Raw genomic sequence first — 11,309 nt, 5'->3', positions numbered from 1 at the left:
AAGCAATTAACCGCTCTCAGTTATTGAGTCATTTTACTCATTTAGATTAACCAAGGAGTCCGTAAACCGTGTTGTAGTTCAGCTAATCGTGTCGGTTTATTAATAGCATAGCCTTGCGCATAATCGACACCAATATTTTTAAGATATACGCCAATATCAGTGTTTTCAACAAACTCTGCGATAACTTCAAACCCCATGTCTTTTCCGAGCTGACAAATAGCCGAAACAATGGCTTTATCACTGCGGTTTTCGCATAAATTCACTACAAATTGGCCGTCAATTTTAACGTAATCGACATCAAGACATTTCAAATATGCAAAGCTAGAAAAACCAGAACCAAAATCATCTAATGCAATCTTACAACCAAATGGTCGTAACAACTCAATTAATCCGGTAGCTTGGTCTAATTGGCTTACCGCTGCAGTTTCGGTTATTTCAAAACATAATTTACTCACCAGCTCAGGTTCAACCATTAAACGCATTTCGAGCCAAGTCATGAACTTTTGGTCAGCAAGTGACATCGCAGACAAATTCACCGACACCATAGAAAGCTGTTCCCATGTAGCTAAATTATTGCCGCCCCACGTCAATAAATTATCGATAACCCAACGGTCTACTCGAGGCGCTAAGTTATAACGCTCAGCAGCAGGTAAAAACACCCCCGGCGATACATATTGGCCATCACTCTGCACCATGCGAAGTAGAATTTCCATGTGGATGCCAGTGTCGGGTTTATCGAGCGGCTCAATTAATTGATAGAATAGCTCAAACTGATTTAATGCCAGTGCGCCTGTAATATCCACAGATGCCAGCATTTGGTTATACATCATGTGCATTTGTGGGTCGTCAGGATTATAAAAATGCCAACGGTTACGGCCTTCTTCTTTGGCCAAGCGGCAAGCGGCATCAGCTTTGCTCATCACACCGTAAATATCGGAGTCAACATAATCGACTTTGGCAATGCCAATGCTGGCACTAATGTTGTGTTTGATACCTTTCCAAGTAAATTCATGATCAAACAACTGTTGGCAAATTCGTTTTGCCACTTGTTGCGCCGATGCGGTATCAGAATAATGCATCAATAAGCCAAACTCATCGCCGCCTAAACGCGCAACCACATCGTCTTTACGTAATAATTGTTTTAAGCGAGTCGCCACTTGTTGCAGCAACACATCACCCGCTTGATGACCACTAAGGTCATTTACCACTTGAAATTGATCGAGATCGAGAAAGGCAATACAAGCCGGAGCATGTTCGTCGTCTTTTAATAACTCTTCAAGCATGTTTTCGAACTGTAATCGATTTGGTAATCCGGTTAGCACATCATAATTGGAATGAAACGATAACTCATCGGCAAGTCGATAACGTTCGGTGACATCTTCAATCATTAATAATAACTGTTGCTGTTTATTAAGTGCATGGCAAAAGCTAAACTTATACCAGTATATTTGAACCCCATTTCGTAACGGCACTTCACACCAGGCTTGGCGTAAAATACCTTCTCGAACGATATGCAAGGTATCGAGTAATAGTGGGTGATCATCTTCTCGTAGCAACGTAAATAAACTCTGCCCGACTGTAATGGGTAAATTTTGTTTACTCGCATCATTTTGCAATACAACATTATTGTGTAAATCAATCAACGCACATGGCATCGGCAGTAACTGAAATAGCTCTTGATACTGTTTATCTTTACTGTCTAAAAGCACGGATAAACGACGAAGTTCAAGTGAAGAGGCTAATTGATATGCAGTATCATCGAGTAACTTTTGCACAAACGCACAAGGATCATCTTGCTGACTCACTACTGTGTTAGCATCGGATGCACACATAGTGCCTAAAACAACTTTAACATTGCCAACATGCAAAACAGGACTCAGAGCAAGATGCTTACAATCAATATCGAGTTGATTAAAGATGCCTAAAAGCGGTGTAAGGAGTCGATTTTCGTCAGAGGTAAATGATTGCTCTGGGGAATGAGGATAAATGATTGCTTGATAGCTGTTAAATAATGATTCGCACAGTGACAAATTATCTTGTAAATGCTGGTTAAACAGCGCTTCTGATGCTGGTGAAGCACCAAAATGACTGACACATTGTTGCTCTGAAGTGTCGATAATATCAGTATCGACGGCAAATAATTTATCATATTGACTCGTCAACACAAATGCAGCGCTGCATTCTAGCCTTTGACAGACTAACTGTAATGCTTGATTAAGCAGTGATAACACCGAAGTATTACTACCCTCAATAGGTCCATTTGTAAAAACACTTTTCAATAGTTGCTGGGTGCTATCGGCCATTCATCAACTCATTCAAGGTTAGCAATTCAATTTGCTTGGGAATAAAATCAGTTATCTTGTGGATGCCATATCGCTAACTATAAGCGCTAACTATAAGCGCTAACTATAAGCGCTAACTATAAGCACTATATTGATTAGGTAGTTAACTGAAACCACGATATGTTTTTAAAATCAGTAGTATTGTTAATCTATCAACGTTTATGTTTCAGCTCAATAAATAATAGGGCCAACCGGATGCAAACACCTTCGTCAGCAAGATTATTTGTCGGCTTTAGCGTAGACAAACCACAAATAGATAAAATATTACATCTACAACAAACACTTATAACTAAAATAAATACAAATTCAGTAGCCACTTTAGCACACAACTTACACATAACATTAGGCTTTTTCGGTCAAATAGATCCGACCACTTGTTCAAAAATCCATGAAGCAATAAATCAGATGCCTAAAACAACTTTCAGTCAAGTTATCGACACCTTCGCTTGGTGGCAAACAGCACAATTAATCTGTTTAAAAGGACAAGCGAGTACATCATTAAACACTATGGCGAATGACATTAAGAACATTGCAAAAACTCACCATCTAGCCATCAGTCAATACGATTATGTTCCGCACATTAGTCTATTTCGTGGGGTGACAACAGCTTCTTTACCAGCCGTGGTAAAGGACACTCAGCTCATCATCGCACCAAGCCATTTACATTTATATCAATCGACTGGCCACCGCCATAACGTTAACTACACGATATTAGAAAGTTGGCCGTTACGGCAAAAATAAAAACCGTCACCACAGAATGTGAGCGACGGTTTAATGATGATTACAATTGATGACTAGTCTTTTAATAACTCAGCAATGGTCAATACGCCATGCGTTGTCGCACCAGCGGCCCATAGCGCCGACGCTGATGATTCAAAAGCACCTGCGAGATCAACGTGTAACCAATTCGCTTTTGGTGACACAAAACGCCATAAGAAACCGGCCGCGTTTGATGCGCCACCTGCACCGCCACCTTTAACTGGGCGACTGTTTGCAGTATCAGCATAAGCTGATGGACACATATCTTTATGCCAAGCATCTAACGGCAATGGCCATACGTTTTCAGAAACGGCTTCAGCACATTGCTGTGCAAGCTGTAATGTCGCCTTTTGTGGTGAAAAAATGGCGTTATAATTTGAGCCCACAGCCATCACAGCAGCGCCGGTTAACGTTGCAGCATCAATAATTAAGCCTGCGCCCGTTTCTGATGCAGCTTGTAAACCATCGGCTAGCACTAAACGTCCTTCAGCATCAGTATTAACAATTTCAACCGTAGTGCCGTTTTTGTAGGTTAGAACATCACCCAGCTTAAAAGCATTACCGCTAACTAAGTTTTCTGCACAACACAAAAATAGCTTAACGCGTTTGTTCAAACCAGCCTTCATGGCTAATCCCAATGCAGCAGTAACAGTGGCTGCACCGCCCATGTCACACTTCATCGCTAACATACCTTCTGACGACTTCAAGCTATAGCCGCCTGAGTCAAACGTAATACCTTTACCCACTAAGGCAACAGAGACTGGAGCATCTGCGCCTAACGGATTAAAATCAAGCTCTAACAATGCAGGAGGACGTTCACTACCACGACCCACAGCATGAATACCGACCCATTTTTTTTCTAATAATTCATGGCCTTCAATAATGTTAAAACTGACATGGTCACCACCAATATTTTTTAGCCAAGACGCCGCTTGATTAGCTAACGATAAAGGCGATAAATCTTCTGGAGTATCATTGATCAATTTGCGAGCAAACTGGGCCGCTACGGCACGTTGATTCAACGTTTCTTTATCGGCGTCACTACCACACCAGTCCACTTGGTATCCTGCTTTAGCCGTGGCAAAACCTTGTGCAAATGCCCACTGTGAATTCAGGGTCCATAAGCCACCGTCTAGCTGCACATAATTAATGCCTTGATTGCGGATTTTTCTTGCGGCCATCTGCACTTGACGCAGTTCATCGCTACCCGATAGATGGATTGTTGCCTTAGTACCTTGGTAAGTCACATCAGCTTTACCCCAATGTTCTGCAGGGGCTTCGGTGGTGAGCGTAACGGTCATAATATTCATAATAATCCCTTGTAGTAAGCCAAATAACACCAATGCTCGAGCTTAATCACGAGCTAATGGCAGTAGTGTAGACAAAACATAATCGATAAACCAAGCTAAAGTTTGTTAGCATTGTTGTAAATCAACTCATTAGATGAGTCATCGATGAAATTTACTCCCGAATTAGAATCCGGTGTATTAATTAAACGATACAAACGCTTTCTTGCCGATATCATGCTACCTAACGGGCAAGAAATCACGATTCATTGCCCAAATACTGGTTCAATGAAAAATTGCTTATTCCCTGGTGAAAAGGTGTGGTTTTCCAGCTCCGACAATCCAAAACGAAAATATGCCCACACATGGGAATTAATGCAGACAGATCAGCAGCATTATATCGGGATTAATACCGGGCGAGCCAATGCTCTTGCAGAAGAAGCGATTAATCGGCAAGTGATTACCGAACTATTAGGTTACGAGCATTTAAAACGCGAAGTAAAGTATGGCAGTGAAAATAGCCGCATCGATATCTTGCTCACTAGCCAAAACCGGCCAGAGTGCTATATTGAAGTGAAGAGTTGTACTTTACTAGAGGATAAAATGGGTTACTTCCCTGATGCCGTAACCACTCGTGGACAAAAGCATCTGCGAGAACTCATCCACATGGTGGAATTAGGCCATCGTGCTGTTTTATTATTTGTGGTGCAGCACAGTGGCATCACGAGTGTTAAACCCGCGCGACATATAGATCCACAATATGCAGACTTACTTGAACAAGCCGTAGCAAATGGCGTTGAAGTGCTAGCTTATAAAACAGCGCTTTCGCCACAGGGAAGCCTGATCACTTCAGCTTGTAAAGTCATGCTGTAGATCAAAATAAAAATTAAATAACAAGTAAAAAATTTGCCACGCTATAGAGTTTCTGGTATAGATAGCGGCCATAAATTTAAGACGTCCTTAAAACGCAAATGATTACAGGAGATGCGTTATGCCTCAAGGCACGAAAAAACTTGGCGTACTCGCTATCGCTGGAGTAGATCCTTACCAGGAATCGGCTGGTGAAGAGTATATGAATACCAAGCAACGTGGTCACTTTACATTGATCCTCGAAGCATGGCGTAACCAATTGCGTGAAGAAGTCGACCGTACGTTAACTCACATGCAAGATGAAGCTGCAAACTTTCCTGATCCTGTCGACCGTGCAGCACAAGAAGAATTCAGCTTAGAATTACGCGCTCGTGACAGAGAACGTAAATTGATCAAAAAGATTGAAAAGACTTTACAGTTGATCAAAGAAGACGATTTTGGTTTCTGCTTCTCATGTGGCGTAGAAATTGGTATCCGTCGACTTGAAGCTCGCCCTACAGCCGATCAATGTATCGATTGTAAAACGCTAGCTGAAATAAAAGAAAAACAAATGGCGGGTTAACCCGTTATTGATTAGGGCGAGATTATCTCGCCCTTTTTATTGACTTTATTTACCCACTAACAAATTAACAAGGCTATTGTGTTGTCGCATTAACTGACGATAATAACAATACGATGTTAACGAAAAACAACGCTATAACATGATTCCCCCATCCTATATCGGACGTTTTGCGCCCTCACCATCAGGTTCACTGCATTTTGGCTCACTCATTGCTGCATTAGGCAGTTATCTTCGCGCGCACAGTCAGCAAGGCCAATGGCTTGTCCGCATAGAAGATATCGACCCGCCACGCGAAGTCCCCGGTGCAAGCGATAACATCCTTAGAACACTCGATGCCTACGGCTTACATTGGCATGGAACCGTACTATTTCAACAGCAACGATATCAGGCTTATCAAGATCAAATTGAAGCGTTTATCGCCAGTGATCTTGCTTATTATTGCCAATGCACACGTAAAATAATTCAAACCAGCGGCGGAGTGTATGATGGCCGTTGTGGCCGACTTCAGCCTAGACTGACACACGGCGCAATTCGAATTCGTAATCACGTTAAAATTGATCATTTTGTTGATAAACTTCAAGGCTCGGTGATGGTTGATAAAGCTTTCGCCGAAGAAGACTTTATTATTAAACGCAGTGATGGTTTGTATGCTTACCAACTCGCCGTTGTACTCGACGATGCATATCAAGGCATAACTGAAGTGGTCAGAGGTTGTGATTTACTTGAAGCCAGTTGCCGACAAATAAGTTTGTTTACCCAATTGGAATTTACGCCACCTGATTGGCTACATTTGCCGTTAGTTTGTGCCGAGAAAGGCTTTAAATTATCCAAGCAGAATTATGCTCCAGCCATAGATGTCATTCACCCTCAAGCCAGTATTAATGCGGCACTGACCTTTTTAGGCCAAAAAGCTGTCGATGTAGATTCGGTAGAAGTGATGCTTAAACAGGCTGTTGAACAATTTGACCTAAGCACGATTCCTGCACAAAAAGAAATTGTCTTATCGACAATAAACAACTAGGTATCGTCATTAACTGACATAAGTTATTGCATTAAGCCCTTTTTAGCGCAACTGTACGTATACTCATTCGGTCACATTTAATGTATTATACCCGCCAGATTTTTAATCAAATTATTATAGCATTTCGAGGTGTATTATTTTTCGCCGTATTAGCCAATTCTGTAAACAGCTATTTGAAAACAACAAAGTAGCTCCAGTCCTTGAAGAACCCATTCAAGAAGATGGCTTACGTCTGGATATTATCTCCAGAGATGGTCACTCAATTTCACGTCGTCAAATTAGTGAAAATGCACTAAAAGTACTTTATCGTCTTAATAAATCTGGCTACAAAGCTTATTTAGTGGGCGGTGGAGTACGTGACATTCTATTAGGTCTTGAACCGAAAGATTTTGACGTCGTCACTAATGCCACCCCAGATGACATTAAAAAGTTATTCCGCAATTGTCGCTTAGTTGGCCGTCGCTTTAGACTGGCGCATATCGTTTTTGGTCGTGATGTCATTGAGGTTGCCACTTTCCGCGGTCACCACAGTGAAAGCAATGATAAAGTATCAAAATCCAACGCTGAAGGCCGTTTGTTACGCGATAACGTCTACGGTGAGATCGATGAAGATGCTGAGCGCCGTGACTTCACCATTAACGCGCTCTACTATGATATTAGTGATTATTCTATTCGCAGCTATGGTGGTGGAATAAACGATCTCAATGCTAGAACGATTAAGCTTATTGGCGATCCAGACACGCGATACCGCGAAGACCCGGTGCGTATGCTTCGTGCTGTTCGTTTTGCGACTAAACTTGATATGCAAATCGATGCAGTAACAGCGGATCCCATCAAAGCCCTTGCTCCATTGCTAGCCGATATTCCTGCTGCGCGCATGTATGAAGAAGTATTGAAACTGTTTTTTGCCGGTAAAGCAGAAGCTAATTACCACATGATGCAACGTTTTGGTTTATTCGCGCCCTTGTTCCCACAAGTCGGTGCATTAATTGAAGAGTCGCCTAAAGGGTATGCCGCTAAAATGCTCCAAGTCGTTATGCGTAATACCGATATCCGTGTTAGCGAAGATAAAACCGTGACTCCGGCATTTTTCTTTGCGGCAATCTTGTGGTATCCCGTTAAGCAACGAGCTGATGATATTGCCATTGAAAGCGGCTTAACTCATTACGATGCATATGTTGCTGCAATGGGTGATGTGCTTGAAAAACAGTGTCTAACAATTAGCTTACCTCGCCGATTTAGCACTCCAGCACGCGACATTTGGCAATTGCAGTTACGATTAGAACGCGGTCAAGGCACTCGAGCATTTAAACTACTAGAGCACCCTAAATTCAGAGCAGCTTATGATTTACTGCTACTGCGCGGTGAAGTTGAAATGGGTAATATTGCCAAGATAGCTGAGTGGTGGAAAGCGTTTGTAGAAGCTGATGAAACTGACCGTAGCGACATAGCTAAAAGCATCAAAGGCAGCAATAATCGTAACAGAAATGCACCACAGCGTAAGCGTCGCCGTAAACCAGCAGCCAAACCAGCGGAAGAATAACAATCATGGCGGTTCAAGTTTATGTCGCCATAGGCGCTAATTTAGCAGAGCCAATACAACAACTCGATGTTGCAGTATTGGCGCTAAAGGCATTGGCAATAAACAACACTTTTACGGTGTCAGCATATTATGGTTCCAAGCCCATGGGTGATGTTATTCAGCCAGATTATGTCAATGCTGTCGCGGGGTTTCAAACCTCGCTATTGCCCATTGAGTTACTCGATACCTTACAAGAAATCGAGCAACAACAAGGGCGTGTACGACTTGAACACTGGGGACCTCGTACCTTAGATTTAGATTTGTTACTCTATGGTCAACAACACATCAACGAACCTCGACTTTGTGTGCCTCATTACGGCATGAAGCAACGCAGTTTTGTGTTAGTTCCATTAGCAGACATTGCACCAGCGCTAACATTGCCTTGTAATACAAGCCTTGAAAGCCTTATTAGTGTGGCAATGCGTGATGAATTACAAAAGCTTATCGATTAAAGTTGATCTTAACAGACAGAAGATTAAGCTCAGCTTTTAGTATTTCAATATTGTTTTAAGAGTCTACTATGTCAAAAGTCACCAGTTCGACCCTAATCAAGTTCAAACAAGAAGGTAAAAAGTTCACCGCATTAACGGCTTATGACGCTAGCTTTGCCGGCGCATTTGACAGTGAAGGTGTTGATGTACTTCTAGTGGGTGATTCACTCGGTATGGTGCTTCAAGGCCATAACGATACCTTACCAGTAACTATTGCCGATATTGCTTACCATACCGCTTGTGTCAAACGTGGTGTTTCGCGCGCATTACTCATCGCAGACATGCCGTTTATGAGCTATAGCACCCCAGAACAGACCATGACTAACGCTGCAATATTAATGCAGGCAGGTGCCAGCATGGTTAAATTAGAAGGCGGACATTGGTTACTTGAAAGCGTAAAAATGTTAACCGAACGTGGTATTCCAGTTTGTGCTCACCTAGGATTAACGCCACAGTCGGTGAACGTTTTTGGCGGATTTAAAGTGCAAGGTCGCGACGCTGATAACGCGCAACGCATTCTAGATGAAGCTAAAGCATTGCAAGCTGCTGGTGCGCAATTATTAGTGGTTGAGTGTATTCCAGCCTCCCTGGCTAAAGCCATTACTGAAGCACTAACCATTCCAGTTATCGGTATCGGCGCTGGAGCTGACACCGATGGCCAAATTCTTGTTATGCACGATGTTTTAGGCATTTCGAGTGGCTACATTCCCCGTTTTTCAAAAAACTATCTCAAACAAACCGGCGAAATCCGTTCGGCTATCAGAGCTTATATTGATGAAGTTGCTAACGGCACATTCCCAGCGGAAGAACATACCTTTAATTAATATAACATCTTGATAATATAAATTTATTATCATTTTTGCTCTGCTATCTACGTTGCATTGACTTACAATAGATCGACAGTTGATGAGTCAATGCACCTTCGTTAGCAACACAAACGGCAAGTTTGATTTGCAGATGCGAAATAAACCCGTTGTTATCGATTACCCTAGCTCTTATTCGGCTTGAGGCTAATCATTAAATCTACATCAATGACTACATTGTTTTTATTAAGGTTCGAACAGAAAATGATAACCACTTCCGCTATCTCAACCATTCGCGAACATGTTAAGACTTGGCGCAGCAAAGGCGAAACGGTTGCTTTTGTGCCTACTATGGGTAACTTACACCAAGGTCACATTACCTTAGTGAATGAAGCTAAAAAGCGCGCAGACCATGTGGTGGTATCTATCTTTGTTAATCCGATGCAATTTAGTGCCAATGAAGACTTAGATGGTTACCCACGCACACTCGCACAAGATAGCGAAAAGCTAATGCTTGCCGGAACAGAACTACTCTTCACTCCAACACCTGAGATTATTTATCCCAAAGGATTGGCACAGCAAACATTTATTGAAGTACCAGAAATTGGTGATGAATTATGCGGTGCAAGCCGCCCAGGTCATTTTCGTGGTGTGGCCACTATAGTTTCCAAACTGTTTAATATTGTTCAACCTGATATCGCCTTATTCGGCCGTAAAGATTTTCAACAATTGATGATTATCAAAACCATGGTTGAAGATTTATCGATGCCAATCGATGTAATTGGAGTGGAAACTATCCGAGAAGCGTCGGGTCTTGCGATGAGCTCTCGTAATGGCTATTTAACCACTGAAGAAAAACACTCAGCAGCAACATTAAAACAAGCATTAGACAGTATTGTTAACGCGATTCAACGCGGTGAAGCAATACAACAAGCTATCTCAATTGCCAAAAAACGACTTATAACAGTTGGTTTTACTCCTGATTATCTCGAAGTGAGAAATGCCAATACATTACGCCAAGTAACGGCAGCTGACAGTGAGCTAGTGGTTATTGTGGCGGCGTATCTCGGCAAAGCGCGCTTGATAGACAACGTGTCATTTTCTCGTCATTCAAGTTAGTCACATAGCACGCTTCGCTAAAAAAACATTATTTTTTGGCTTAACTCAATAAAATAAAAAACAAAGATTTTTTATTTTATTGAGATTTCCATTGTCAAAAAACTGGTTTTATCGATAAAATTGAACCATATTTAAGCGTTAGAATAGTATTATCGACGTGATTATAGTTATATAGTTAGCAAAGTATGATTGCCGAGTATTCAATATCCGGTAACGAGTATGGGTAATGTCTTACTTGCGTAGCGTTAAAAAATGCTAATCTGTTTAAGTACATAAGCTCATCAAAACACTAGTTAAATAAGTGAGTTGGCGAGATACAGTAAAAAACAATACCTTTAGCCAAAATACGTAACCGGTGATTGCTTACCATTAGCAGCTAGACATGGTTGTCAACTGTGAGGCTGAATGCATCATGGACAAGGCCTAGTGTCGAAAACGTAAACATGTGATATAAAAATCGTAATAGTGATGACA

At 41.8% G+C, this 11,309-nt stretch carries 10 protein-coding genes; 8 read left to right on the top strand and 2 right to left on the bottom strand.

Features of this window, described 5'->3' with window-relative positions; translation table 11 throughout:
* Positions 1 to 41: 41 nt before the first annotated feature.
* Positions 42 to 2,303: an EAL domain-containing protein gene (locus HNW13_RS20465; RefSeq protein WP_192114216.1), complete on the bottom strand. Its 2,262-nt coding sequence runs from the start codon at positions 2,301 to 2,303 to the stop codon at positions 42 to 44.
* Positions 2,304 to 2,537: 234 nt separating this feature from the next.
* Here HNW13_RS20465 and thpR point away from each other — a divergent pair, with 234 nt between their 5' ends.
* Positions 2,538 to 3,083, top strand: a complete 546-nt coding sequence (thpR, locus tag HNW13_RS20460) for an RNA 2',3'-cyclic phosphodiesterase (protein ID WP_157822766.1) — start codon at positions 2,538 to 2,540, stop codon at positions 3,081 to 3,083.
* Positions 3,084 to 3,136: 53 nt separating this feature from the next.
* Here the strand turns inward: thpR and pepB are convergent, their stop codons facing one another.
* Complete coding sequence (gene pepB / locus HNW13_RS20455) at positions 3,137 to 4,411, bottom strand: aminopeptidase PepB (RefSeq protein ID WP_011638713.1); 1,275 nt, start codon at positions 4,409 to 4,411, stop codon at positions 3,137 to 3,139.
* A 144-nt stretch (positions 4,412 to 4,555) separates the two neighbouring features.
* On the opposite strand from pepB, the gene sfsA reads away from it, so the two are divergent.
* The 7 genes from sfsA to panC all read left to right on the top strand — a co-directional run bounded on the left by sfsA (position 4,556) and on the right by panC (position 10,835).
* Complete coding sequence (gene sfsA, locus HNW13_RS20450) at positions 4,556 to 5,260, top strand: DNA/RNA nuclease SfsA (RefSeq protein ID WP_101085268.1); 705 nt, start codon at positions 4,556 to 4,558, stop codon at positions 5,258 to 5,260.
* Positions 5,261 to 5,378: 118 nt separating this feature from the next.
* Positions 5,379 to 5,819 carry an RNA polymerase-binding protein DksA gene (dksA, locus tag HNW13_RS20445; protein ID WP_192114215.1) on the top strand — a complete coding sequence of 147 codons (441 nt, stop codon included), beginning with the start codon at positions 5,379 to 5,381 and terminating at the stop codon, positions 5,817 to 5,819.
* 139 nt (positions 5,820 to 5,958) lie between these two features.
* Entirely contained in the window at positions 5,959 to 6,840 is an 882-nt protein-coding gene (gene gluQRS / locus HNW13_RS20440; protein ID WP_101085267.1) for a tRNA glutamyl-Q(34) synthetase GluQRS, read from the top strand.
* 241 nt (positions 6,841 to 7,081) lie between these two features.
* Positions 7,082 to 8,383 carry a polynucleotide adenylyltransferase PcnB gene (gene pcnB, locus HNW13_RS20435; protein WP_162024398.1) on the top strand — a complete coding sequence of 434 codons (1,302 nt, stop codon included), beginning with the start codon at positions 7,082 to 7,084 and terminating at the stop codon, positions 8,381 to 8,383.
* Positions 8,384 to 8,388: 5 nt separating this feature from the next.
* Positions 8,389 to 8,874, top strand: coding sequence for a 2-amino-4-hydroxy-6-hydroxymethyldihydropteridine diphosphokinase (gene folK / locus HNW13_RS20430; protein WP_101085265.1), 486 nt, complete (start codon positions 8,389 to 8,391; stop codon positions 8,872 to 8,874).
* Positions 8,875 to 8,942: 68 nt separating this feature from the next.
* Positions 8,943 to 9,737 carry a 3-methyl-2-oxobutanoate hydroxymethyltransferase gene (gene panB, locus HNW13_RS20425; protein ID WP_101085264.1) on the top strand — a complete coding sequence of 265 codons (795 nt, stop codon included), beginning with the start codon at positions 8,943 to 8,945 and terminating at the stop codon, positions 9,735 to 9,737.
* A gap of 243 nt (positions 9,738 to 9,980) precedes the next feature.
* Positions 9,981 to 10,835 (top strand): pantoate--beta-alanine ligase, encoded by an 855-nt coding sequence (panC, locus tag HNW13_RS20420; RefSeq protein ID WP_192114214.1) that lies wholly within the window; start codon positions 9,981 to 9,983, stop codon positions 10,833 to 10,835.
* Positions 10,836 to 11,309 lie beyond the last annotated feature (474 nt).

The sequence above is a fragment of the Shewanella sp. BF02_Schw genome (assembly GCF_014596695.2).
GTDB lineage: Bacteria > Pseudomonadota > Gammaproteobacteria > Enterobacterales > Shewanellaceae > Shewanella.
This window is presented reverse-complemented; position numbering and strand designations above follow the sequence as displayed.

What these genes read in the sequence shown, in the direction of transcription:
- HNW13_RS20465 (WP_192114216.1), bottom strand. Translation starts at nt 2,303, where the DNA reads ATGGCCGATAGCACCCAGCAACTATTGAAAAGTGTTTTTACAAATGGA.
- thpR (WP_157822766.1), top strand. Translation starts at nt 2,538, where the DNA reads ATGCAAACACCTTCGTCAGCAAGATTATTTGTCGGCTTTAGCGTAGAC.
- pepB (WP_011638713.1), bottom strand. Translation starts at nt 4,411, where the DNA reads ATGAATATTATGACCGTTACGCTCACCACCGAAGCCCCTGCAGAACAT.
- sfsA (WP_101085268.1), top strand. Translation starts at nt 4,556, where the DNA reads ATGAAATTTACTCCCGAATTAGAATCCGGTGTATTAATTAAACGATAC.
- dksA (WP_192114215.1), top strand. Translation starts at nt 5,379, where the DNA reads ATGCCTCAAGGCACGAAAAAACTTGGCGTACTCGCTATCGCTGGAGTA.
- gluQRS (WP_101085267.1), top strand. Translation starts at nt 5,959, where the DNA reads ATGATTCCCCCATCCTATATCGGACGTTTTGCGCCCTCACCATCAGGT.
- folK (WP_101085265.1), top strand. Translation starts at nt 8,389, where the DNA reads ATGGCGGTTCAAGTTTATGTCGCCATAGGCGCTAATTTAGCAGAGCCA.
- panB (WP_101085264.1), top strand. Translation starts at nt 8,943, where the DNA reads ATGTCAAAAGTCACCAGTTCGACCCTAATCAAGTTCAAACAAGAAGGT.
- panC (WP_192114214.1), top strand. Translation starts at nt 9,981, where the DNA reads ATGATAACCACTTCCGCTATCTCAACCATTCGCGAACATGTTAAGACT.